At 68.3% G+C, this 24,006-nt stretch carries 22 protein-coding genes; 13 read left to right on the top strand and 9 right to left on the bottom strand.

Going from position 1 to position 24,006, the window contains the following annotated elements; translation table 11 throughout:
• Nucleotides 1-4: 4 nt before the first annotated feature.
• From QZH52_RS11000 to QZH52_RS10965, 8 genes are all read left to right on the top strand, one after another.
• Complete coding sequence (locus QZH52_RS11000; protein ID WP_301808054.1) at nucleotides 5-2,371, top strand: DUF3141 domain-containing protein; 2,367 nt, start codon at nucleotides 5-7, stop codon at nucleotides 2,369-2,371.
• A gap of 125 nt (nucleotides 2,372-2,496) precedes the next feature.
• Complete coding sequence (locus QZH52_RS10995; RefSeq protein ID WP_436411563.1) at nucleotides 2,497-3,069, top strand: phosphate acyltransferase; 573 nt, start codon at nucleotides 2,497-2,499, stop codon at nucleotides 3,067-3,069.
• Nucleotides 3,070-3,140: 71 nt separating this feature from the next.
• Nucleotides 3,141-4,391, top strand: coding sequence for an acetate/propionate family kinase (locus QZH52_RS10990; protein ID WP_301808212.1), 1,251 nt, complete (start codon nucleotides 3,141-3,143; stop codon nucleotides 4,389-4,391).
• The gene (locus QZH52_RS10985) at nucleotides 4,388-4,714 is read left to right on the top strand and encodes a hypothetical protein (RefSeq protein WP_301808051.1); all 327 of its coding nucleotides are present in this window, start codon (nucleotides 4,388-4,390) and stop codon (nucleotides 4,712-4,714) included. The genes QZH52_RS10990 and QZH52_RS10985 overlap by 4 nt, the downstream gene beginning before the upstream one ends.
• 157 nt (nucleotides 4,715-4,871) lie before the next feature.
• Nucleotides 4,872-5,183: a hypothetical protein gene (locus QZH52_RS10980; RefSeq protein WP_301808048.1), complete on the top strand. Its 312-nt coding sequence runs from the start codon at nucleotides 4,872-4,874 to the stop codon at nucleotides 5,181-5,183.
• A gap of 66 nt (nucleotides 5,184-5,249) precedes the next feature.
• The gene (locus tag QZH52_RS10975) at nucleotides 5,250-5,408 is read left to right on the top strand and encodes a hypothetical protein (protein ID WP_301808045.1); all 159 of its coding nucleotides are present in this window, start codon (nucleotides 5,250-5,252) and stop codon (nucleotides 5,406-5,408) included.
• Nucleotides 5,409-5,556: 148 nt separating this feature from the next.
• The gene (locus QZH52_RS10970) at nucleotides 5,557-7,959 is read left to right on the top strand and encodes an arylsulfatase (RefSeq protein WP_301808042.1); all 2,403 of its coding nucleotides are present in this window, start codon (nucleotides 5,557-5,559) and stop codon (nucleotides 7,957-7,959) included.
• 21 nt (nucleotides 7,960-7,980) lie between these two features.
• Entirely contained in the window at nucleotides 7,981-8,589 is a 609-nt protein-coding gene (locus QZH52_RS10965) for a DUF938 domain-containing protein (RefSeq protein WP_301808040.1), read from the top strand.
• A gap of 39 nt (nucleotides 8,590-8,628) precedes the next feature.
• Here QZH52_RS10965 and QZH52_RS10960 read toward each other — a convergent pair whose 3' ends face one another.
• The 3 genes from QZH52_RS10960 to QZH52_RS10950 are packed head-to-tail and all read right to left on the bottom strand — an operon-like array spanning nucleotide 8,629 to nucleotide 11,553.
• A complete protein-coding gene (locus QZH52_RS10960) occupies nucleotides 8,629-9,594 on the bottom strand; it encodes a Bug family tripartite tricarboxylate transporter substrate binding protein (RefSeq protein ID WP_436411562.1) in 966 nt (321 codons plus the stop codon).
• 25 nt (nucleotides 9,595-9,619) lie between these two features.
• Complete coding sequence (locus QZH52_RS10955; protein WP_301808038.1) at nucleotides 9,620-10,678, bottom strand: beta-keto acid cleavage family enzyme; 1,059 nt, start codon at nucleotides 10,676-10,678, stop codon at nucleotides 9,620-9,622.
• A gap of 26 nt (nucleotides 10,679-10,704) precedes the next feature.
• Nucleotides 10,705-11,553 (bottom strand): TauD/TfdA dioxygenase family protein, encoded by an 849-nt coding sequence (locus QZH52_RS10950; protein WP_301808035.1) that lies wholly within the window; start codon nucleotides 11,551-11,553, stop codon nucleotides 10,705-10,707.
• 142 nt (nucleotides 11,554-11,695) lie between these two features.
• Between QZH52_RS10950 and QZH52_RS10945 the strand changes: the two genes are divergently transcribed.
• Entirely contained in the window at nucleotides 11,696-12,694 is a 999-nt protein-coding gene (locus QZH52_RS10945; RefSeq protein WP_301808033.1) for an AraC family transcriptional regulator, read from the top strand.
• Nucleotides 12,694-14,295, top strand: coding sequence for a SulP family inorganic anion transporter (locus QZH52_RS10940; protein ID WP_301808210.1), 1,602 nt, complete (start codon nucleotides 12,694-12,696; stop codon nucleotides 14,293-14,295). The genes QZH52_RS10945 and QZH52_RS10940 overlap by 1 nt, the downstream gene beginning before the upstream one ends.
• 8 nt (nucleotides 14,296-14,303) lie before the next feature.
• On the opposite strand, the gene QZH52_RS10935 is transcribed toward QZH52_RS10940, so the two are convergent.
• The 5 genes from QZH52_RS10935 to QZH52_RS10915 form a co-directional block, all read right to left on the bottom strand.
• Nucleotides 14,304-14,993 (bottom strand): sulfate/molybdate ABC transporter ATP-binding protein, encoded by a 690-nt coding sequence (locus QZH52_RS10935; RefSeq protein ID WP_301808030.1) that lies wholly within the window; start codon nucleotides 14,991-14,993, stop codon nucleotides 14,304-14,306.
• Between the two features lies 1 nt (nucleotide 14,994).
• Entirely contained in the window at nucleotides 14,995-15,657 is a 663-nt protein-coding gene (gene modB / locus QZH52_RS10930) for a molybdate ABC transporter permease subunit (protein ID WP_301808026.1), read from the bottom strand.
• An 18-nt stretch (nucleotides 15,658-15,675) separates the two neighbouring features.
• Nucleotides 15,676-16,437, bottom strand: coding sequence for a molybdate ABC transporter substrate-binding protein (gene modA / locus QZH52_RS10925; protein WP_301808023.1), 762 nt, complete (start codon nucleotides 16,435-16,437; stop codon nucleotides 15,676-15,678).
• Nucleotides 16,438-16,527: 90 nt separating this feature from the next.
• On the bottom strand, nucleotides 16,528-17,505 hold the full coding sequence (locus QZH52_RS10920; RefSeq protein WP_301808021.1) for a Bug family tripartite tricarboxylate transporter substrate binding protein: 978 nt from the start codon (nucleotides 17,503-17,505) through the stop codon (nucleotides 16,528-16,530).
• A gap of 34 nt (nucleotides 17,506-17,539) precedes the next feature.
• Complete coding sequence (locus QZH52_RS10915) at nucleotides 17,540-18,781, bottom strand: pyridoxal-phosphate-dependent aminotransferase family protein (protein WP_301808017.1); 1,242 nt, start codon at nucleotides 18,779-18,781, stop codon at nucleotides 17,540-17,542.
• Nucleotides 18,782-18,906: 125 nt separating this feature from the next.
• Between QZH52_RS10915 and QZH52_RS10910 the strand changes: the two genes are divergently transcribed.
• Nucleotides 18,907-19,602: a GntR family transcriptional regulator gene (locus QZH52_RS10910; protein WP_301808015.1), complete on the top strand. Its 696-nt coding sequence runs from the start codon at nucleotides 18,907-18,909 to the stop codon at nucleotides 19,600-19,602.
• A gap of 10 nt (nucleotides 19,603-19,612) precedes the next feature.
• Nucleotides 19,613-22,660, top strand: a complete 3,048-nt coding sequence (locus tag QZH52_RS10905; protein WP_301808012.1) for an FAD-binding and (Fe-S)-binding domain-containing protein — start codon at nucleotides 19,613-19,615, stop codon at nucleotides 22,658-22,660.
• On the opposite strand, the gene QZH52_RS10900 is transcribed toward QZH52_RS10905, so the two are convergent.
• On the bottom strand, nucleotides 22,657-22,884 hold the full coding sequence (locus QZH52_RS10900; RefSeq protein WP_286525778.1) for a hypothetical protein: 228 nt from the start codon (nucleotides 22,882-22,884) through the stop codon (nucleotides 22,657-22,659). The two genes, QZH52_RS10905 and QZH52_RS10900, sit on opposite strands and share 4 nt — an antisense overlap.
• 101 nt (nucleotides 22,885-22,985) lie before the next feature.
• Here QZH52_RS10900 and glsA point away from each other — a divergent pair, with 101 nt between their 5' ends.
• Nucleotides 22,986-23,990, top strand: coding sequence for a glutaminase A (gene glsA / locus QZH52_RS10895; protein WP_301808008.1), 1,005 nt, complete (start codon nucleotides 22,986-22,988; stop codon nucleotides 23,988-23,990).
• The last annotated feature ends 16 nt before the right edge of the window (nucleotides 23,991-24,006 follow it).

Raw genomic sequence — 24,006 nt, 5'->3', positions numbered from 1 at the left:
GACCATGAAGAATCCGGCGAAACAGCTTGCCGAGAGCCAGGAAATCTCGAAAGAGGTGGCCAAGGCGTTCGAACACCGGGCCACGGTGGCCGCGAAGCACTTGGCCGAACGCGTGCGGCAAGCAGGCGATCGGCAGCTGGCGGCCTTGGCCGAGAGACCGCTGCTGCCCTGGCAGGTCGGGGTGGACGCCGCGCAATACGGCGTCGACTTCGCCCAGCGCTCGGTGCTGCTCTGGGACGCGCTGCGCCAGCGTGGCAACAACTTCATCGAGCACGAGCGGCAGGGCCTGCCGCCGCTGCTGCACTTCGCGCACGAGATGGTCATGGACGGGCGCACGCTGGAGCGTCCGGTCAACTACGCGCTGCTGCGCATCGTGCCGCCGGACGGCGTCAAGGTCGATGCGCGCCGCCGCCCCTACCTCATCATCGATCCGCGGGGCGGCCACGGGCCTGGCATCGGCGGCTTCAAGGCGGACTCGGAGGTGGGCGTTGCCCTGGGCGCCGGCCACCCCGTGTACTTTGTCATCTTCTTCCGCGTTCCGGAGCCCGGCCAGACGCTGCTGGACGTGTGCAACGCCGAGCGCGAATTCGTGCGGTGCGTACGCGCGCTCCATCCCGATGCGCCGAAGCCCGCGATCGTCGGCAACTGCCAGGGCGGCTGGGCCGCGATGATGCTGGCCGCGGCCAATCCCGACGACACCGGCCCGCTCGTCGTCGTGGGCGCACCGATGTCCTACTGGGGCGGGGCCTGGAGCGAAGGCCCGGGCGACAACCCGATGCGCTATGCGGGCGGCCTGCTCGGCGGCAGCTGGCTCGCCTCGCTCACCTCCGACCTCGGCGCGGGCAAGTTCGACGGCGCCTGGCTGGTACAGAACTTCGAGAACCTGAACCCCGCCAACTCCCTCTGGGACAAGTACTACCACGTCTTCGCCAACGCGGACACGGAGCCCGTGCGCTTTGTCGAGTTCGAACGCTGGTGGGGCGGGTACTTCCTGCTGAACCGCGAGGAGATCGAGTGGATCACGCAGAACCTGTTCGTCGGCAACAGGCTCTGGGCGGGCCAGCACTCGGGCGCGGGCATGGGTTTCGACCTGCGCGACGTCAAGGTCCCGATCGTGCTGTTCGCCTCTCTGGGCGACAACATCACGCCGCCGCAGCAGGCTTTCAACTGGGTTGCCGACGTGTACGGCAGCACCGAGGAGATCAAGGCGCGCGGCCAGGTGATCGTCGGCCTGATGCACCAGGACATCGGCCATCTGGGCATCTTCGTGTCCGGGCGGGTGGCGAAGAAGGAGCACGCCCAGATCGTGTCGGCCCTGCAGTCCATCGAGGCGCTGCCGCCGGGCCTGTACGGCATGGAGATCGAGGAGCAGACGGACGGCACCGGCAAGACCTCCTATGACGTGAGCTTCGTCGAAATCCGGCTCGAAAACGTCGTTGCGCGACTCAACCACTACCGCCGCGAGGACGAGAAGCCGTTCCAGGCCATGAAGGCTGTTTCGGAATTCAACCAGCGTGCCTACGAGCTGTTCGGCCGCCCCTTGGCGCAGGCGCTGTCCAGCGAGGCGGGCGCGGCACTGGGGCGGGCGTTCCACCCGCTGCGCTTCGAGCGCTGGGCGCTGTCCGACCTGAACCCGTTCACCTGGTGGCTGGCACCGGCGGCGCAGCAGGTGAAGGCCGCGCGCCAGCCGCTCGCGCCGGACCATCCACTGCGGCAGCTGGAGTCGACCGGCTCGGAACTGATCAGTGCCTCGCTCGACGGTTGGCGCGCGCTGCGTGACGCGATGGGGGAAGCTGCGTTCTTCCAGGTCTACGGCAACATGTTTGCCCTTTGCCGCGGCGATCAGGGCATCGGCGACGAGCCGCAGGCGCAGCCGGTGAACCCGCGCGATCTGCCCTTCGTGAAGCAGGCGCTCGCCGCCATCGAGAAGGGCGGGTATCCCGAGGCGCTGGCGCGTGTCACTTTCCTGATGGCGCATCAGGACACGCCGCTGCCGCTGTCGCGGCTGCACCTCGCCCGCGAACTGATCGAGGACTACGGCGACCTGCTGCCCCAACTGCCGCTCGAGGAAATACGCCGCATCGGCGGCGAGCAGGAAATCATCGCCCGCTACGAACCACAGCGGGCGCTGGCCACGCTGCCCGTCCTGCTGGCGCGCCCGCAGGACCGAAATCGGCTGCTCACGCTGCTGGAGCGCGTGCTGGCGGACCGGCGGGTACAGCGTATCGTGCCTTCGACCGAGCAGACGGGGATGCTCGCGCAGATCCGCAGCCTGCTGGTCCCGGACGTGCCGGCGATCGCGGCGCCCGCCACGCCTTCTGCATCGTCGACGCGCATGCGGCGCCGGCCCGCGGCAGCCACGAGGGCCTGACATGGTCGTCCAATCCCGATCGCCGCTCGCCGAGCGGCGCGGCCCAGGCGATCACCGGCGACGTCCATTGCGTGGACGGCGGCTTCCACATCCTTGCATGAACAACGACCCAAGGCGAAAGAATCGTGTCCTCTACTTCCTCGTCCCATGAACTGACGGTGCTGCGCAATCGCACGGACCTGACCGTCGAGGACACGGACGCCGCGATCAACATCGCGCCGACGCTGCAGGACAAGCTCGACATCGTGCGCAGCGCGGTGGACCTCGCGCATGCCTTCGGGGTCGCGCGGCCGCACGTCGCCTTCCTCGCCGCCGTCGAGACGGTCAACCCCAACATGCCCGCCACGCTCCACGCCGCCGCGCTGTGCAAGATGGCCGATCGCGGCCAGATCGAGGGTGCGTTGGTGGACGGGCCGCTGGCCTTCGACAACGCCGTGTCCGCGGCTGCCGCACGCACCAAGGGCATCGTGTCCGAGGTCGCGGGAGCCGCCGACATCATGGTTGTCCCGAATCTGGAGAGCGGCAATATGCTCGCCAAGCAGCTGGAGCATTTCGGCGGCGCGGCCAGCGCCGGCATCGTGCTTGGCGCGCGCGGGCCTGCACAAGGTGGGTGGGCCGTCCAGCATCCTTCCTTGCCGGCGGCCGCCCGGGCGGTGGCGCCCAGCGCTCCCACGGCCAGCCTGGAGTCGCAGCCGTGAGCGCCGGCATGCTGCAATCCGCTGCGCCGGCGGGCGTCGTCGGCCGTCCGGCCGAGGAAGCGCTCGAACCGATGCCCGGCTCCGCGTTGGCGAGCGGCACCATCCTGGTCCTGAACTGCGGCTCTTCGAGCATCAAGTTCGCCCTTTTCGATTCCGGCGCCACGCCGCTGCCACGGCGCCCGCTCTGGGCCGGCCGAGTCGAAGGCATCGGCGGCACGCGGGCGGACCTGATCGACGCGGACGGCGCGTCCGTGGCCCTGGCGCTCGACCCCGAGCGGCCCTACCACGCCGCCCTGCAGCACGTCCGTGCCTGCATCGAACGGCGCACGGGCGGCCGCCCGCCGGCCGCCGTGGTTCATCGGGTCGTTCACGGCGGCAGCAAGTACACGGCCCCGGTGCGCCTGGACCGCGTGGTGCTGGAGGAACTTCGCAGCTTCATCCCCCTCGCGCCGTTGCACCAGCCCTACGCCCTGGAGGCGATCGAGGTGCTGCTGGGCGAGATGCCGCATCTGCCGCAGGTGGCCTGCTTCGACACAGCCTTTCACCGGACGCTGCCGCAAGTGGAGCAGATGCTGCCGCTGCCCCATGCCTTGTGGGAACGCGGGGTGCGCCGCTACGGCTTCCACGGCCTGTCCTACGAGTACCTGGCCATCGCCCTGGCCGAGCGCCATGGACCCGCGGCGCGCGGGCGCACGATCGTGGCGCATCTCGGCAGCGGCGCCAGCCTCTGCGCGATGGAGGGGCTGAGCAGCGTCGCCACCACCATGGGCTTTTCAGCTCTCGATGGATTGATGATGGGCACCCGCTGTGGTGCGGTGGATCCCGGTGTGCTCCTGCACCTGCTTCAGGTCGACAAGCTTGGCGTGCAGGAGCTCGAACACCTGCTGTACCGCGAGTCCGGGCTGCTCGGTGTCTCGGGGCTGTCGCCGAGTCCGCAGGTGCTGCTGGCGGCCGAGGACACGAATCCCCGGGCGCGCATGGCGCTGGACCTCTACGTCCGGCGCATCGTGCGCGAGATCGGCGCCCTGACAGCGGTGCTCGGCGGACTCGACCTGCTCGCGTTCACCGCCGGAGTCGGCGAGCACAGCGCGGTGCTGCGCGAGCGCATCTGCCGCGGGCTTCACTGGCTGGGGATGGAACTGGAGGAGGGCGCCAACCGGACCCACGCAGCGACGATCTCCAGCGCGCGCAGCCGGGTGCGCGTGGCGGTGGAGCCCACCAACGAGGAATGGGTCGCGGCTTTCCACGCCTTTGAAATGCTGCGCGAAGGCGTGTCTCCCATCGGCGGACGCAACCCCCGATTCACGAAGGCAAGACCATGAACATGAGGCTGGATGACTGTCGCGTCGTCGAGAATCTCGAGGACATCGATCGCGAAATCGCGCGGATGGCGACGCTGTGCCATGTCAAGCTCCTGCAGCCGGGCGTGATCGAGCGCGTGCTGCAGCGCGATGCGTCGGTATGCGGAACCGAGAACCGAATCGCGTTCGGCAAGCTGCACGACATGCTGGTTCTGCACTTTGCGGTGCGCGAGCACTCGGCGGAGGTGCGGGGTCAGATCCCGACGGCCGCCATCGAGTCCTATTTGGTTGAGTGCCTGCGCAAGCGCTTCCCCGAGCTCGCGGCCGAGTGGCGGCGTGCGTGAACTGCAGTCTCGGGCGACCCCATGACGGACATCAGCGTCGGTGCCCTCGCAGGCGTGCTGGGGTCCGTGGCCGGCAGCTCGGCCACGATCGCGATCGCGTGGATCACCCAGAAGACACACGGCCGGCGCGAACTGATCGGGATGGAGATCCGCAAGCATGAAGCCCTCTACGGTGAATTCATCGCCGAGTGCGGCAAGCATCCTTGTGGATGCGCTGACCCATACGCTCGAGCAGCCGGAGACGCTCCTCCCGGCGTACGCGCTGCTCAATCGCATCCGGCTCACCGCCTCGGCCGAGGTGCTCGCCGAGGCCGAGCGCCTGTTGCGGCGCATCGCGGACCAGTACTTCGCCGCCAACCTGACCGCAAAAGACGTCGGTCGCATTGCGCATTCAGAGGACCCGGACCCGCTGAAGGCTTTCGGCGAGGCGTGCCGCAGGGAGCTCAAGGCAATCCGCGCCGGACTCTAGGCGAGGCCAGGGACGCTACATGGGACCGCGGCCGCCGCGCCGAAGGGAGAAGAAAGTTGCTGGCGCATGGTGAAGCCTCCAGTCATGAGCGGCGGCGCCGGGGTCAGCGCGCATCGCAGGATGGTGATCGGCATCCTGGCGTCCGAGATCATGCGCAACATGGCGCTGATCGGGGTTCGCAGCCCCGCGGAGGTGGGGCGCCGGAATCTGTTCGCGCCAACGTAGATCGCCAGGCGGCCGCGATGCGGCCGGAATTTCCTGTGGCGGGCGGGACGGGTTTCGCGTACGCTTTCGCCTCCACCCGAAAGCGGGGGCGCCAGGGGCGGGCGCGTCCGCATGTGAAAACGCTCCATCAAATCTCGAGGAGAAGGTCGTGAGCACTCCAGCCAAGCCGAACAAGCAGGATCCGGATGATGCGCGGATTCGTACGCATCTGCCGATGCGCAACACGTCCAGGCCCGGCCTGATCACCTACGACGCGCGCGACCCCGACACCCGCTTTCCGCCGATCGATCAACTGCGCCCACCCCGAGGCGCGCCCAACGTGCTGATCATCCTGATCGACGATGCCGGCTTCGGCTCGTCCAGTGCCTTCGGCGGCCCTTGCCAGACGCCGAATGCCGAAAAGCTGGCCGCCGGCGGGTTGAAGTTCAATCGCTTCCACACCACCGCGCTGTGTTCGCCCACGCGACAGGCCTTGCTGACCGGGCGCAACCACCACTCCTGCGGCATGGGCGGCATCACCGAAATCGCCACCGGGGCCCCGGGCTACAGCTCGGTGCTTCCCAACTCCATGTCCCCCCTGGCCCGCACGCTCAAGCTCAACGGCTACTCGACGGCGCAGTTCGGAAAATGCCATGAGGTGCCGGTGTGGGAGACGAGTTCGGTCGGCCCGTTCGACGCCTGGCCCACCGGCGGTGGCGGCTTCGAGTATTTCTACGGATTCGTCGGCGGCGAAGCCAACCAGTGGTATCCGAGCCTGTATGAAGGCACCAATCCGGTCGAGCCGAAGAAGACCCCCGAGGAGGGCTATCACCTGATGGAGGACATGACCGACAAGGCCATGTCATGGATAGGGCAGCAGAAGGCGCTGGCGCCCGACAAGCCGTTCTTCGCCTACTTCGCGCCCGGCGCCACGCACGCGCCCCATCACGTACCCAAGGAGTGGGCCGACAAGTACAAGGGCAAGTTCGACCAGGGCTGGGACCGGCTGCGCGAGGAAACCATTGCCCGGCAGAAAGCCCTGGGCGTGATCCCGGCCGATTGCGAACTCACTGCACGGCACGAGGAAATTCCGGCATGGGACGCGATGCCGGAAGCGCTCAAGCCGATCCTGCGCCGGCAGATGGAGGTCTACGCCGGGTTCATGGAGTTCACCGACCATCATGTGGGCCGCCTGCTCGACAGCCTCGAGAGGCTCGGCATCCTCGACGACACGCTGGTCTACTACATCGTCGGCGACAACGGGGCCTCCGCCGAGGGCACATTGAACGGTGCCTACAACGAGATGGCCAATTTCAACGGGCTGGCCGCACTCGAAACGCCCGAGTTCCTGATGGCGCGCTACGACAAGCTGGGTGGCCCGGAGTCGTACAACCACTATGCCGTGGGCTGGGCCCACGCCATGAACACGCCCTACCAGTGGACCAAGCAGGTGGCTTCCCATTGGGGCGGCACACGCAACGGGACGATCGTCCATTGGCCGAAGGGCATCCAGGCCAAGGGCGAGCTTCGCTCGCAGTTCCACCACGTGATCGACATCGCGCCGACGATCCTCGAGGCGGCCGGCCTGCCCGAGCCGGTCGAGGTCAACGGCGTGCCGCAAGACCCGCTCGAGGGCGTCAGCATGCTGTACACCTTCAACGACGCGAATGCGGCGGAACGGCACGAGACGCAGTATTTCGAGATGTTCGGCAACCGGGGCATCTATCACAAGGGCTGGACGGCCGTCACCAAGCACGGGACGCCGTGGGTCCTCGTGGGTCGCAAGACCGTGCCGCTCGACGACGACGTCTGGGAGCTCTACGACACGACCAAGGACTGGAGCCAGGCCCGCGACCTGTCCAAGCAGATGCCCGGCAAGCTGCACGATCTGCAGCGCCTGTGGCTGATCGAGGCCTCGCGCTACAAGGTGTTGCCCATCGACGACCGGGTGGTCGAAAAGATGAATCCCGACACCGCCGGCCGGCCCGTCCTGATCAGGGGAAAGACGCAGCTGCTGTTCGGCGGCATGAGCCGGCTGTCGGAGAACTGCGTGCTCAACCTCAAGAACAAGTCGCACTCGGTCACGGCCCAGATCGAGGTCCCGGACTCCGGCGCGCGCGGCGTGATCATCGCCCAGGGCGCGAACATCGGCGGCTGGAGCCTCTACGCGCATCAGGGCAAGCTCAAGTATTGCTACAACGTGGCGGGGGTGAACCACTATTTCGTGGAGTCCGCGCAGCCGCTGCCTTCCGGCGAGCACCAGGTGCGCATGGAGTTCGCCTACGCCGGCGGCGGTCTCGGCAAGGGCGGTGAGGTGAGCTTGTTCGTCGACGGCCAGAAGGTCGGCGAGGGTTCCCTTCCGATGACCCAGGCGATGATCTTCTCGGCGGACGACGGCTGCGATGTGGGCGAAGACAGCGGCGCGCCGGTGTCCCCCGACTACGGACCGAAGGACAACGCGTTCAACGGGCGCGTCAAGGGCGTGCAGCTCGCCATCGCCGATGCCGCGGAGAGCGTGGACCATCTGATCGCGCCGGAGGATGCCCTGCACATGGCGATGGCCCGGCAATAGATGGCCGATCGCCCGACCAGGATGGAAGACCTTCCAAGCAGCCCGGCCGCCGACCGCAACAAGCAGCCCATCCTCGACGTCTTGCGCCGTGTCCTCGGCGAACGCGGTGCCGCCCTCGAGATCGCCTCCGGCACCGGCCAGCATGCCGCGTGGTTCGCCGCGGCACTCGGCCAATGGGATTGGCAGCCCAGCGACGCGGACGCGGCGATGCTGCCCGCGATCGCCGAGCGGGTGGCCCGGTCGGGGCTGGCCAACCTCAGGCCGCCGCTGCTGCTGGACGTGATGTCGCCCCGATGGTCGTCGCTCGACGCGGCGCAGCGCTTCGACGTCATCTACTGCGCCAACATGCTGCACATCGCGCCGGCTGCGGCGTGCGCCGCCCTCATGGCAGGCGCCGCGCGGCACCTGGTGGCGGGCGGACTGCTGATCACCTACGGCCCCTATTTCGAAGCGGATGTTCCGCCGGCGCCGAGCAACCTGGCCTTCGATCAGAGCCTGCGGGCCCGCGACCCCGCCTGGGGCATCCGCCACCTGGACGAGGTGGCGGCAGAGGCGCGCCGGGCCGGGCTGGCCCTGCGTGAGCGCCATGACATGCCCGCGAACAACTTGCTGCTGGTCTTCGGCGCCTGACGGGCGAGGAGGGTCGAACAGGCGCCACGCCCTTCCGAGTCAGTTCAACTTGATGCCGAAGGCCTTCACGATCTCCCCGTTGCGCTCGTATTCCGTGCGCACGTCCTCGGCGGCCTGCTCCAGCGTGCGCGATTCCGTGATGGGCTCGAAGCCGGTGCTGGCGTAGCGCGCCCGCACGACGGGCGAGGCGTTGATCTTGGTGAGTGTCGCGTGGATTTTGGCCAGCAGCGCCGGGGGCGTCTGCGACGAGGCGAACACGCCGCTCCAGTTGCTGAAGTTCACCTCCGGGTAGCCGAGCTCCGCCATGGTGGGCACGTTCGGGTATTCGGGCATGCGGCTCTTGTAGGCCACGGCCAGCAGCTTGACCTTGCCCGCCGCGATCATCGGCTTGGAGGTGACCGAGCCATCGAACATCAGCGGGATCTGGTTGCCCATGACCTGGGCCAGCGCAGGGGCCGAGCCGGCGAACGCCACGTGCTCCATGTCCAGCCCGGCCTTCCTGTTCAGGATGGCGCTGGCGTACTGCGACGAGGTGCCGGGGCTGTAGGAGGCCACCGAAACCTTGCCGGGGTTGGCCTTCACGTAGGCGATGGCTTCCTTCGCGTCATTGGCAGGGAACTGCGGCGCGGCAATGAACAGCATGTAGGAGCGCGCCATCTCCGCGATGGGCTTCACGTCCTTGAGCGGGTCGAAGCCGCTCTTGACCACGTGCGGCGATTCGGTCAGCACGTTGGTCACGCTGACCAGCAGCACCTGGCCGTCGGCAGGCTGCGAGAGCATGTACTTGATGGCCACCGCGCCGCCCGCGCCCGGCTTGTTTTCAACGATCACGGGCTGGTTGATCTCTTGCGAGAGCTGGTCGCTGATGATGCGGGCGAAGACATCGATGGTGCCGCCCGGCGGGGCGGGCACCACGAGCTTGACGGGCTTGTCGGTGAAGGCCATCGCGGCGCTCGTGCACAAAAGGGCAGCGGCGGTGACAACAAGGGAAATACGGCGTTGCATGGGTCGTCTCCTCGGGATGTATTTCTTATGCGGCCTTGCGCAGGAAGCCCTGCTGGCGGCCAGGGGCGTTGGGGGCGAAGCCGTTGGCGGCCAGCGCTTCTTCCGTCGTGTCGTAGAACACGCCGATGCGGCAGATCTCGCGCGCCTGCTTCGCCGTCGCGATCGGGCGGCCCAGCTCACCCGAGATGCGCACCAGCTGCTCGATCTGCTTGACGGTGCCGATCTTGGCGGTGCGGGTCTGGTTCCACAGGTTGTCCTCGGTGCCGGTGCGCACGTGCAGGCCGGCGGCGATGCCCCACATGTTCACGGGCAGCGTGTTGAGCACCGAGCTTTCGACCGTCAACACCGCGCCGTCGGGCACGCCGCGCACGAAGTTGGCCAGGGTGTAGAGGTTGGGCGAATCCATGCCGCCGCCGATCGCCACCCAGTTCAGAACCAGCGGGCCCTTGTAGACGCCGCGGCGGATCAGGCGCTCCACGGATTCGAGGCTGTTCTGGTTGTAGCACTGGAACTCGCTCTGGATGCCCGCGGCGGAGAGGCGGCGGATGTGCTCCTCGGCCCAGCCGGGCTGCGCGGGCACGGTCATTTCCTTGTAGGCGTTGAAGACCGCCGGGTCTTCCAGGGAGCTGCCTTGCACATCGCGGTGGTCGAACTGCTCCAGGAAGTTCATCTGCGCGGTATTGATGGTCACCGTCACCTGGTCGGGCTTGGGGTCCAGTTCGGCCAGCATGTGCCGCGTGTCGTCGCTGAGCCACTTGGCCGCTGCGCCATCCGTCTCGGGGGCGAAGCTGATGGAGCCGCCGACCTGGATGATCATGTCCGGCACCCGGGCGCGCACGCCGGCGATCAGTTCGTTGAACTTGGACAGCCGCTTGCTGCCCTTGCCGTCCAGTTCGCGCACGTGCAGGTGCAGCACCGTGGCGCCGGCGTCGTAGCAGTCCGCCGCCATCTGGATCTGTTCTTCCATCGTCACCGCGATCTCGCCGGGAAAATCCGAGGGCACGTAGGAAGGCGCATAGGGCGCGGCGGTGATGATCAGGGGTTGCATGTTCTCGGGGAACAGGTGGCCGTCGAGGAAGTTCATGGTGGTTTCTCTTTGCGGGGTAGGGGTCAGGCGGTGGGGGTACCGATGATTCCGGCACGTTCCATCTTGCGATGGCAGGGGGGGTAGTCCATCACCGCGTAGTGCTGCGTGGCGCGGTTGTCCCAGATGGCGACATCGTTGGGCCTCCAGCGCCAGCGCACCTGGTACTCCGGAATCGCGGCCTGGCTGATGAGGTACTGGAGCAGCTGCGCCGAGCCCGGCGCGAAATCCTGTCCGACGCGCACGTTGGCGGCAATGTGGAAGTTGGTGAGGTGGGTGGCGAAGCCGCACACGAACAGCACTTTCTCGCCCGTCTCGGGATGGGTGCGCACCACGGGGTGCTCGGCGTCGGGGTACTGGGCGCGCAGCGCGTGGCGCTTCTCGATCGGCATCGCCGCGCCGAAGGTGCATTCGATGCTGTGGCGCGCGCGCAGCGGGGCGATCAGGTCCTTGACGTGCGCGGGCAGCCTCTCATAGGCCAGCGCCATGTTGGACCACATGGTGTCGCCGCCCACGGGCGGGCACTCGATGCAGCGCAGCACCGCGCCCATGGACGGGGCCTCGCGCCAGCTTCCGTCGGCGTGCCAGGAATTCTCGTAGCGTTCGGCCGGGCTCTCGGGCGACTTGTAGATGCGCACCAGGCCGGGGTGATCGGGGTCGCTGCCGACGACGGGGTGGTCTTCCAGGTCGCCGAAGCGGCGTGCGAAGGCCACATGATCGGCGCGGGCGATATCCTGGCCACGCAGGAACACGACCTTGTGGGCGAGCAGCGCGGCCCTGATCTCGGCAAACAGGTCGGCGTCATGGGCCGCGTCGGCCAGGCTGACGCCGGTGACTTCGGCGCCGATGGCGCAAGTCAGTGGTTCGATACGCATCGTTGTCTCCATCGGGAAGATCGGGATTGGATCTGTCGTCCAGTGGCGCAACTGTAGGAACGAGTGGGCTTCCACGCTTTGCATTTCGTGCCACCGGCTGTACTCTTCGTGCCAGTACGGGTTTCCCCAGGAGGGGCCGCAGATGGTGACTTTGGTGCGAGCAGCGGCCCTGACCGGCTTTGCCGAGGTCATGCACGCCCTGGGCGGCGACGCGGACCGAGCCCTGCGCCGTGCCGGCCTGCGGCGAGCGCTCATTCGCGAGCCGGACCAGCTCATCGAGGCCGCGGTGGCCGCGCAACTGGTGGAGGACGCCGCCGCGGCCACGCAGTGCGACACCTTCGGCCTGCGCATGGCCGAGTCGCGCCAGTTGTCGCACTTCGGCGTGCTGAGCCTCCTGTTGCTGCACCAGGCCACCTTGCGCCAGGCGCTGGCCACGCTGATCGCCTATTCGCACCTGCTCAACGAGTCGCTCGCCATCCAGATGGAGGATGCGGGCAGCCTGGTCATCCTGCGCGAAGACATCGTGGCCCCGGGGCCCATGCCGCAGTCGGTGGACCTGGCGATCGGCGTGCTCTACCGCACCTGCGCGGCCTTGCTGCACGAGCGCTGGCGGCCTCAACGCGTGTGTTTCGGCCACTCGGCGCCGAGGGACCTGGCCGTGCACAAGCGCTTGTTCGCCTGCCGCGTGGAGTTCGATGCGGAGTTCAACGGCATCGTCTGCAAGGCGGCCGACTTGAACGAGCCCAACCTGCTGGCCGACCCCGCGCTGGCGCGCTACGCCCAGACGCTGGTGGACACCCAGTTCGGCGCCCGCGACGCCAGCACCGCCCAGCAGGTGCGGCGCGCCATCTACCTGCTGCTGCCCTCGGGACGCGCCACCTGCGCCGGCGTGGCGCAGGGGCTGGGCCGCAGCATGCGCACCCTGCAACGCACGCTGGATGCCGAGGGGCTGTCGTTCACGGCACTGCTCGACCAGGTGCGCCGCGAGCTCGCGCAACGCTACCTGGCCAACCCGCGCTACGACATGGGTCAGATCGCCGTCATGCTGGGCTACGGCAGCCACAGCGCCTTCTCGCGCTGGTTCGGCGCCCAGTTCGGCTGCGCGCCGCAGGCGTGGCGCAACAGGCACCGCAGGCCATGATGAAGGCACCCGCCCGCTTCGCCGACCTGGTGGCCGGCACTTCGATCGCAGGCCTGCTGCTGCCCGAGGCCGTGGCCTACTCGGGCCTGGCCGGGCTGCCGCCGCAGGCGGGCGTGATCGCGCTGCTGGTGGGCCTGTTCGTCTACGCGCTGCTCGGCAGCAGCCGCTTCGCGATCGTGTCGGCCACCTCGTCCTCGGCCACCGTGCTGCTGGCGGCCACGAACTCGATGGGCGCGTCGGATCCCGCGACCCGCGCCGCCCTGAGCGTCGGCGTCATGCTGCTGGCCGGCCTGTTCTTCGTGGCGGCGGCGCTGGCGCAGCTGGGGGCGGTCTCGAGCCTGATCGCCAAGCCGGTGCTGCGCGGCTTCGCCCTCGGCCTGGCCTTGACGATCGTCGTCAAGCAGTTGCCCAAGGTGCTGGTGGTCCATCCGGGGCATGGCGATTTCTTCCCGCTGGTCGCGGAACTGGCGGCGGGCTGGCGGCAGTGGAACCTGGCCGGCGCCGCGATGGCGGCCATGGCGCTGGTGCTGATGCGGGTGCTGGCGCGCTGGCGCGCCGTGCCGGCGGCGCTGCTCGTGATTGTCGCGGGCATCCTGCTCGACCGCGCCGGCTGGTGCCAGGCCTGGGGCGTGTCGCCGGTGGGGCCGATCGTGATCGGGCTCGGCGAGCCGGCGCTGCCGACGCTGGACCGGGCGCACTGGCTGCGCCTGGGCGAGCTGGCCTTCGCCGTGGCGCTGATCCTCTATGCCGAGTCCTATGGCTCGATCCGCACCTTTGCGCTGCGGCACGGCGACAACGTGTCGATCAACCGCGACCTGCTGGCGCTGGGCGTCGCCAACGTCGGCGCCGGCTTGCTGCAGGGGATGCCGGTGGGCGCTGGCTATTCGGCGACTTCGGCCAACGAGTCCTCTGGGGCGCAGAGCCGTGCGGCCGGCGCGATCGCCGGGTTGGTGGTGCTGCTCGCGGTGCTGACCTTGCTGCCGTGGATCGCGCACATTCCCGAGCCGCTGCTGGCCGCGATCGTGATCCACGCCGTCAGCCACAGCCTGAGCCCGACCGTGCTCCAACCGTATTTCAAGTGGCGGCGCGACCGGCTGATCTCGATCGTGGCGGTGGTTGCGGTGCTGCTGCTCGGCGTGCTCGACGGCTTGCTGGCCGCCATCGGCGTGAGCCTGCTGCTGCTGCTGCGGGGCTTCGCCCGCACGACGGTCAGCTGGCTCGGCCGTCTCGGCCAGAGCCACGACTACGTCGACACGGCGCGCCATCCCGAAGCGGTGGTGCCGCCCGCCACCCTGATCGCGCGGCCCGAGGTGCCGCTCTTCTTCGGCAACGCCGAGGCGGTGTTCGCGAGCATCCGCAACCGCATCGACGCCACGCCCGGCCTGCAACGCTTCGTGCTGAGCCTGGAGGAGTCGCCCGACTTGGACGCCACGACGATCGAAGCCCTGTGCGACTTCGCCGCCTTCGTCCGCGCGCGCCGGGCCGAACTGGTCCTGGCGCGCGTCAAGGACCGGGTGCGTGACCTGCTCGCACAGGTGGGGTCGCCGGACCTTCCGGCGGCGGTCTATGCGAACTGGAGCGTCGACGACGCGGTGCACTGAGCGGCATGTCAAACGGCTCCTGGAACGGGGTCGCAATCGACGATCCGACCATCGTCGATACAGATCACGTCCTGCGCCAGCGCTTCCACGTCCTGCGGATCGTGCGTCACCAGCAGCGTCGGCACCTGCACGCGTTCGAGCATCTCGGCCAGCTCGTGTCGAAGCCGCTTGCGCAGCGGCGAATCCAGTGCCGACAGCGGTTCGTCGAGCAGCAGCAGGCGGGGCTCGATGGCGAGCGCCCGGGCCAGCGCCACGCGCTGCCGCTGGCCGCCGGACAGGTGGCGCGGCAGGGCGCCGCGCAGGCTCGCGAGATCGAACTGCCGGATCAGGGTGTCGACGCGCAGTGCGTGCCCGGCATCCGCACGTTGGCCGAGGCGGCGCAGGCCGAACTGCAGGTTCTGCTCCACCGTCATGTGCGGGAACAGCGCATAGTCCTGGAACACCACGCCCACCCGGCGCTCGCGTGCCGGCAGGTCGATGCCCCGCGGTGTGTCCAGCAGCGCCTGCCCGCCGACCCGCACCCGGCCGCGCGCCTGCGGCAGCAGGCCGGCGATGGCCTGCAGCACGGTCGACTTGCCGGAGCCCGACGGCCCGATCAACGCGGTGCGCTGCGACGCGGCGGTGAAATCGACGTCCAGTTCGAAGCTGCGGTCGGGCGAATGCAAGGTGAGCTGCAACTGGACTTCGAGCGCGGCCATTTCAATGCCTCGCCTGCAGCAGCCGGCCCGAGGCCACCAGCACCCCGATACAGACCAGCGAGATCACCAGGGTCAGCCACAGGGCCTGGCTGTCGTTGCCCGCCTGGACCGCCTCGTAGACGGCGATCGACAGGGTCTGCGTCTTTCCGGGCAGGTTGCCGGCGATCATCAGCGTGGCGCCGAACTCGCCCATGGCGCGGGCGAAGGCCAGCATCACGCCGGCCGCGATGCCGCGGATGGCCAGCGGCAGCGACACTCGCAGGAAGACCTCGAGCTCGCCGGCACCGAGGGTCCGCGCGGCATTGGCGAAGCGGCCGTCGACTTCCTCGAAGGCGGCCCGCGCCCCCTTGTAGACCAGCGGCAGCGAGACCACCGAGGCCGCGATCACCGCGCCCTGCCAGGTGAAGATCAGGTTGATGCCGAACCAGCGGTCGAGGTACTGGCCGAGGATGCCGTTGCGTCCGATCAGCACGATCAGGTAGTAGCCGATCACGGTCGGCGGCAGCACCATCGGCAGCATCAGCAGCGAGTCGACGAAGCTGCGGCCGGGGAAGGGCCGGCGCGCCAGCCACCATCCCAGCGCGATGCCGATGGCCGCGGCGATCAAAGTTGCGAACAGTGCGACCTTGAGCGTCAGCCAGAGCGGGACGAACAAGGCGTGCATGTGCTGCCCGGCGCCGCGTCAGGGCTTCGAGAAGCCGTAGCGCTGAAGGATCTCCTGGCCGGGCGCGCTGCGCACGAAGGCGATGAACTCGCCGGCCAGGACTGCGTTCTTGCTGCTGCCGATCTGCGCGATCGGATAGGTCACGGGCGTGGTGGTCGGGATCGTCAGCACGATGCGGGTCTTTTCGGGCTCGATCAGCGCGTCGGTGCGGTAGACGAAGCCGGCATCGACCTCGCCGCGTGCCACGTAGTTGAGCACCTGGCGCACGCTCTCGCCATAGATCCAGCGCGATTGCAGCTGCGCCGTGAGGCCGGCCTTGTCGATCGCCTCCATGGTGTAGCGCCCGACCGGGACCGTCGCCGGCGTGCCGGTCGAGATGCGCTGGATCGACGGATTCGCCAGGTCGCCCAGCTGCTTCGGTGCACGGGTCGAGACCGCAGGCACGATCAGCACCAGCATGTTGGCCGCGAAGTCGACCCGCGTCGCCGGCGCGATCAGGTTGGCGCCGGCTGCGCGGTTCATGGTCTCCTGGTCGGCCGACGCGAACACGTCGACCGGCGCGCCTTGCTGGATCTGGGCCAGCAACGGCCCCGATGCCGCGAAGTTGAAAGTGACTTTCGCGCCCGGCCGGGTTTGCTCGAAGGCCTTGCCGGCCGCCTGGAAGGCGTTCGTCAGACTGGCGGCCGCGGAGACGATCAATTCCTGCGCGCTGCAGGCGGCACTGCCCAGCAACAGCGTCGCGACCAGGGCCGCGCTGCGAAGCCTCGGGAAAATCGTCATGGCCGGTGCCTCTCGATCGCTATTCAGTTTAGGAATAGCGATGATAGCAACACTGTCAGGTGAGCCGGCGCGCCTGGCGCCGGCGGTCCCTCAGGCGTCGACCTTGACCTTGCCGTCGCGCACCACGCGCGCCCACTTGTCGATCTCGCTCGAGATGAACTTCGCGAACTTGTCGCGCGAGCCGCCGCCGTCCTCGGCGCCGTAGGTGTCGAGGCGTTCCTGCACGTCGGGCATCGCCAGCACGGTGTTGACGTCGCGGTTGATCTTGTCGGCGATGGCCGACGGCAGCCTGCCCGGGCCGGCGAGTCCGTACCAGGTGGTCGCTTCGAAGCCCTCGAAGCCCTGCTCCTGCATGGTCGGGATGCCGGGATGGCCCTTGGCGCGCTTGAGCCGCGTCTGCGCCACGCCGATCACCTTGCCGCTCTTCACGTGCGGGGTCGCGGCGGTCATGGTCTCGAAGCTGTACTGGATCTGGCTGCCCATCAGGTCGGCCAGCAGCGGCCCGCTGCCCTTGTAGGGCACGTGCAGCGCATCGACCTTGGCCTGGAGCTTGAACATCTCCAGCGCCAGATGCTGCGCCGACCCGGCGCCGGCCGAGCCGAAGCTCACCTTGCCGGGCTCCGCGGCGCACAGGGCGACGATGTCCTTCACCGTCACGGCCTTCTGCGTCGGGCTCGCGATCAGCAGGTTGGGCGTGACGCCGACCAGCACGATCGGCACGAAGTCGCGCTGCACGTCGTAGCGCAGCTTCGGCTGCAGGCTGGGCGCCAGCGCGTGGCTGTTGATGTGCGCCATAAGCAGCGTGCTGCCGTCGCTCGGCTGCGTCGACACGTACTCGGCGGCCAGCACGCCCGCGACACCGCCCTTGTTCTCGACGATGACCGTCTGATTCCACATCACGGACAGTTTCTGCGCCACCACGCGGGCCAGCGCGTCGGTGCCGCCGCCGGGCGGGAAGCCGACCACGATGCGCACCGGGCCGGTGGGCCATTCCTGCGCGAACACGCTGGGCACGCCCAGGGCCGCCGCGGTGGCGCCCACGGCCTGGATGAAGGAACGTCTTTGCATGATGTCTCCGTTGTTGTGAATGACCGGCCGGCGCTCAGGCGGCTTTCTGCAGCGCGGCCGGCGCCGCGTGGCCGGCGAAGTAGTCCATCGACGCCTGCACGCCGCTGCCGGCGAGCTTCACGCCGGAGAGCTTCAGGCCCATCTCGACGCCGGCGACCATCGCGACCAGCGTCAGGTCGTTGCTGTCGCCGAGGTGGCCCATGCGGAACATGCGCCCCTTGAGCTTGCCCAGCCCGGTGCCGAGCGACAGGTCGAAGCGCTGGTGGATGAGACGGCGCACCGCATCGGCGTCGATGCCCTCGGGCGTGATCACGCCGGTGAGCACCGGCGAGTACACGGCCGGGTCGGCGCACTGGATCGGCAGGCCCCAGGCGTTCACGGCGGCGCGCACCCCCGCGCCCCAGCGCTGGTGGCGCGCGAAGACGTTGTCCAGGCCTTCGCCGAGGAGCATGTCCAACGACTCCGACAGGCCGTAGAGCAGGTTGGTGTTGGGCGTGTAGGGCCAGTAGCCGTCCTTGTTCATCTCGACGATCTCGTCCCAGGCCCAGAACGAGCGCGGCAAGGTCGCGCTCTTCATCGCATCGAGCGCCCGCGGCGAAATGGCGTTGAAGCTGATGCCCGGCGGCAGCATCAGCCCCTTCTGCGAGCCGCTGATGGTCACGTCGACGCCCCATTCGTCATGGCGGAAGTCGGCGCTCGCCAGGCCGGAGATGCTGTCGACCATCAGCAGGGCGGGGTGGCCCGCCGCATCGATGGCGCGGCGCACCGAGGCGATGTCGGAGGTCACGCCGGTCGAGGTCTCGTTGTGCACCACGCACACGGCCTTGATCTTTTTCCCGGTGTCCTTGCGCAGGCGGGCTTCGATCAGGTCGGCCTGCACGCCGTGGCGCCAGCCCGGTGCCTGCGGCAAGTCGGCGTCGGTGCCGCCATAGACGAGGAATTCGGTCGAGATGCCCAGGCGGGCGGCCATCTTCTGCCAGAGCGAGGCGAAGTGGCCGGTCTCGAACATCAGCACGTGGTCGCCGGGGCTCAGCGTGTTCGACAGCGCGGCCTCCCACGCCCCGGTGCCCGAGGCCGGATAGATGACCACCGGATGCTGCGTCTTGAAAACCTGCCGGATGCCGGCCAGCACCTTGCGGCCGAGCGCGCCGAACTCGGGCCCGCGATGGTCGATGGTGGGCAGGCTCAGCGCGCGCAGGATGCGGTCGGGCACCGGGCTCGGACCGGGGATCTGCAGGAAGTGCCTGCCGGTGGGATGGGAGTCGAGTTGAAGCATGGGGCCGTCCTTTCCTTTTCAGTTTTGCATTCAAAACACAAAAAATCATGATCGTTATCCCCTACGCACAATGATTGATACATCGTAAATTTGCATTCAAAATGCATCTCAAGGGAAATGAAGCCATGGCTGAAGTGATAGAAATCTCGCGCCTCGCGCTGCATGACCAGGTCGCGTCGCGCTTGCGAACCATGCTGATCGAAGGGCAGATCGCACCCGGCGCCAAGCTCAACGAGCGCGAGTTGTGCGAGCAGTTGCGGGTCTCGCGCACGCCGCTGCGCGAAGCCATCAAGCTGCTCGCGGCAGAGGGGCTGGTCGACCTGCTGCCCAATCGCGGCGCGGTGGCCGTCAAGCTGACCGAGGCCGACGTGGTCAACACCTTCGAGCTGCTGTCGATGCTCGAAGTCATGTCCGGCGAACTGGCGGCGCAGCGCATCACCGACAGCGAACTGGCCGAAGTGCGCGCGCTGCACTACGAGATGATGGCCTGCTTCGCGCGGCGCGACCTGTCCGGCTACTACCGGATCAACGCCCGCATCCACGCGGCGATCAACGACGCGGCCAAGAACCCGGTACTGACCAGCACCTACCGTGCGGTCAATGCGCGCGTGCAGTCGCTGCGCTTTCGCACCAACCAGAACGAAGCCAAGTGGGCCGGCGCGGTGGCCGAGCACGAGCGAATGATCGAAGCCCTGGGCGCCCGCGACCCTGCCGCGATGCGGCAAGTGCTGGTCGAGCACCTGAACCGCAAGCGCGACACCGTGCTGGAGCTCCTGCGCGCCGGCGAAATCTATCCACGGGCCCCAGCGGCCAAGACCTGAAGCCCACCCCATGCGCATCGAGCCCGCCAGCCATCTGCAGCCCGCCGGTACGGTCCTGCCGCCCAACGAAACCTGCGAGGCGCTGGCCAGGCGGCTGGCGGCCGAGACCCAGGGCGAAGTGCTCTTCGACGCCGCATCGCGCGGCCGCTATGCGACCGATGCGTCGATCTACCAGATCATGCCGGTCGGCGTTCTGGTGCCGAAGACCGAGCGCGACATCGCGACCGCCATCGACGTGGCGCGCGATCTCAAGGTGCCGGTGCTGGCACGCGGCGGCGGCACCAGCCAGTGCGGCCAGACCACCGGCGCGGCGCTGGTGATCGACAACAGCAAGCACTTCCGGCGCGTGCTGGATCTCGATCTCGACCGCTGCACCGTCACGGTCGAGCCGGGTATCGTGCTCGACCACCTCAACGCGCAGCTCAAGCCGCACGGGCTGTGGTATCCGGTCGACGTGTCGACCAGCGCTCAAGCCACGCTCGGCGGCATGGCGGGCAACAACTCCTGCGGCTCGCGCTCCATCGCCTACGGCAACATGGTGCACAACGTCGCCGGCGCGAGCGCCTGGTTGTCCGACGGCGAACTGGTCGACTTCGGTCCGGTCTCGAACCTGGGTGCGAGGGCCAGCGACATCGCGCTGCATGTGCGGCAGCTGGTGCTCCAGCACCGCGGCGAGATCCACGCGCGCTGGCCCAAGGTGATGCGCCGGGTCGCCGGCTACAACCTCGACATCTTCGACAACCAGAGCGAGAAGCCCTACACGGCGGACGGCAGCGTCAACCTGGCGCACCTGCTGATCGGCGCCGAAGGTACGCTGGCCTACACCCGCAGCCTGACGCTCAAGCTCGCGGAACTGCCGCGCGCCAAGGTGCTGGGCGTCGTCAACTTCCCGAGCTTCCGAGCGGCCATGGATTCGGCGCAGCACATCGTCAAGCTGGGCCCCACGGCGGTCGAGCTGGTCGATCGCACGATGATCGAGCTGAGCCTCGCCAACCCCGCCTTCAGGCCGACGGTCGAGACCGCGCTCATCGGCCGGCCCGCCGCCATCCTGCTGGTCGAGTTCTCGGGCGGCGACAAGGCCTCGCTGCTGCCCAGGCTGAAGGATCTGGTCGACCTGATGGGCGAGCTCGGCCTGCCCGGCAGCGTGGTCGAGATGCGCGACGACGCGCCGCAGAAGAACCTGTGGGAAGTCCGCAAGGCCGGCCTCAACATCATGATGAGCCTCAAGGGCGACGGCAAGCCGGTGAGCTTCATCGAGGACTGCGCGGTGCCGCTCGAGCATCTGGCCGACTACACCGACGGCCTCACCGAAGTGTTCGCCAGGCACGGCAGCCGCGGCACCTGGTATGCCCACGCCTCGGTCGGCACGCTGCACGTGCGGCCCATCCTGGACATGCGCACCGATGGCGGGTCCAAGATGCGCGCCATCGCCGAGGAAGCGGGCGCGCTGGTGCGCAAGTACAAGGGCGCCTTCAGCGGCGAGCACGGCGACGGCCTGTGCCGCGGCGAGTGGATCGAATGGCAGTTCGGCCCGGCGATCAACGAGGCCTTCCGGTCCATCAAGCAGAAGCTCGACCCGATCAATCTCTTCAACCCCGGCAAGATCATCGATCCGCCGAAGATGGACGACGGCGCGCTGTTCCGCTTCGCGCCGGCGACGGCACCGAAGCCCTACAGGCGCATCCCGCTCACGCCGGTGCTCGATTGGTCCGCATGGAACGTGCAGGCCGATCCGGTGACAGAAGCGACCACGGCGCCGGGCACCGGCGGCGACCTCACGGGCGGCTTCGCCAAGGCCGTCGAGATGTGCAACAACAACGGCCATTGCCGCAAGTTCGACGCCGGCACGATGTGCCCGAGCTACCGCGTGACGCGCGACGAGCAGCACCTGACACGCGGCCGCGCCAACACGCTGCGCCTCGCCATCTCGGGCCAGCTCGGCCCCGATGCCTTCACCAGCGAGGCCATGCACGAGACGATGGACCTGTGCGTCGGCTGCAAGGGCTGCAAGCGCGACTGCCCGACGGGCGTCGACATGGCGAAGATGAAGATCGAGTTCCTGGCGCACTACAAGAAGAAGCACGGCCACACGCTCAAGGACCGGCTCATCGCCCGCTTGCCGGACTACGCCCACCTGGCCAGCCGGGTGCCGTGGCTGCTCAATCTGCGCAACAGCGTGCCGGCTGCACGCTGGCTCGGTGAAAAGGTGCTGGGCCTTTCCGCCAGGCGATCACTGCCCGTGTGGCGCAGCGACACCTTCTGGCGCGCTGCCGACGCTTCGACGTTCGCCAGCCGCGAGGAGGCCATTGCCGCGGCGCGAGAAGGTCGCAAGGTGGCGGTGCTGTTCGTCGACACCTTCAATGGCAACTTCGAAAGCCAGAACGCCTGGGCCGCTGCGCGCGTGCTCAAGGCCGCCGGCTACCTGCTGCACACGGTGCAGAAGGACGGTGGTCATCACTGCTGCGGCCGCACTTACCTCGCCAACGGCATGGTGGACGAGGCCAGGGCCAGGGCCGGCGCGCTGATCGATGCGCTGATGCCGTTGGCGGAAGCCGGCATTCCGATCGTCGGCCTCGAGCCCTCGTGCCTGCTGACCTTGCGCGACGAGACGCTGGTCATGGGGCTCGGGGCCAAGGCCGACAAGGTCGCGGGTCAGGCGCTGCTGTTCGAGGAATTCATCGCGCGTGAAGTGAAGGCGGGCCGGTTCCAGCTGGCGCTCAAGGCGGTGGACCAGCCGATCCTGCTGCACGGCCATTGCCACCAGAAGGCTTTCGGCGCCGTGAGCCCGATCCTCGATGTCCTCAAACTGATTCCCGGCGCCAAGCCGGAGCTGATCGAAAGCTCATGCTGCGGCATGGCCGGAAGCTTCGGCTACGAGGCGGCCCACTACGACGTCTCGATGCAGATGGCGGAAGCCAGCCTGCTGCCGGCGGTGCGGAGTCGACCCGACGCGATCGTGGTCGCCGATGGCACCAGCTGCCGCCACCAGATCGCCGACGGCGCGCAGCGCGAGGCGGTCCACGTCGCGGTAATGCTCGACCGGCAGCTCATGTCTTAGTCGATCCAGGGACCGCCCAGCATCGCCTGGATGTAGGCCGCGACCTTGACCAGGTCTTCATCGGACAAGGGAATCGGCGGCGCGTCGACCAGGTGCTCGGCGACCATGTGCAGCTTCGCCGATGCGTTGGGCTGCTCCTGGAGCAGGACCGCGAGGGCCGCGGTCTGGGCGACAGCCCTCAGCTCGAGCGATCGGAGCCGTGCGTTGAGTTCTTCCGCATCCATTTCGTCCATCCTTCGAGAGTCCAAGAGTGAGGCCCGATTCTGCTTCGGATTGGACGGGCGGGTGATGGCCCGTGCTACGCTGCGCGCGGAGGACCCAGCCCGTGCACACGCCGATTCCGCTCGACGAACCGACCGATCCGCCGCTGGTTTCCACCGGCCACCTGCCGCCCCCCGAGCGCGTCAAGGCGCTGGTCGACGAGGCCTATGGCCGCTACCGATCGATCGACGAAGGCGCGGTCGCCGACTACATCCCGGCGCTGGCCAAGGTGCCGCGCGACCTGTTCGGCGTCTGCCTCGTCGGCGTCGACGGCTCGGTCCATGAGGTCGGCGATGCCGGGTACCCGTTCTCGATCCAGAGCGTCTCGAAGCCTTTCGTCTTCGCCCTGGTCTGCCAGGCCATCGGCGCCGAAGAGGCGCGCCGGAAGCTGGGCGTGAACGCCACCGGGCTGCCTTTCAACTCCGTCATCGCCCTGGAGCTCAACCAGGACCGGACCATGAACCCGATGGTGAACGCAGGCGCCATCGCGGCCACCAGCCTGGCGCCGGGCGAGATCGCAGACGAGAAGTGGCGCTTCATCCAGGATGGACTGTCGCGCTTCGCCGGCCGCAGGCTCGAGGTCGACGAACAGATCTACCAGTCCGAGGCGGCCACCAACCTGCGCAACCGAGGCATCGCCAAGCTGCTGGAGGGCTATGGCCGCATGTACTTCGACGCGCTGGAGGCCACCGACATCTACACCCGGCAGTGCGCGTTGAAGGTGACCGCGAAGGACCTCGCCGTGATGGGCGCCACGCTGGCCGACGGCGGGGTGAATCCGGTCACCGAGGAGCGGGTGGTCGACGCCTCGATCTGCAAGCGGGTGCTCGCGGTGCTCGCTACGGCCGGGCTCTACGAGCTCTCGGGCGACTGGCTCTACGAGATCGGCCTGCCGGGCAAGAGCGGCGTCAGCGGCGGCATCGTCACGGTGATTCCGGGCAAGGGCGGCCTGGGCACCTTCGCTCCGGCGCTGGACGAAGCCGGCAACAGCATCAAGGGCCAGCGGGTGTCCAAGTACCTCTCGGAGCGGATGGGCCTGAACCTGTTCGCGTCGAAGCCCGACCACTGAAGATTCAGGGTCGAAG

It is taken from the genome of Variovorax ginsengisoli (assembly GCF_030486595.1).
In the GTDB taxonomy this organism is placed as follows: Bacteria; Pseudomonadota; Gammaproteobacteria; order Burkholderiales; family Burkholderiaceae_C; genus Variovorax; species Variovorax ginsengisoli_B.
The sequence above is the reverse complement of the archived record's forward strand: the minus strand, read 5'-3'. Positions and strand labels throughout refer to the sequence as shown.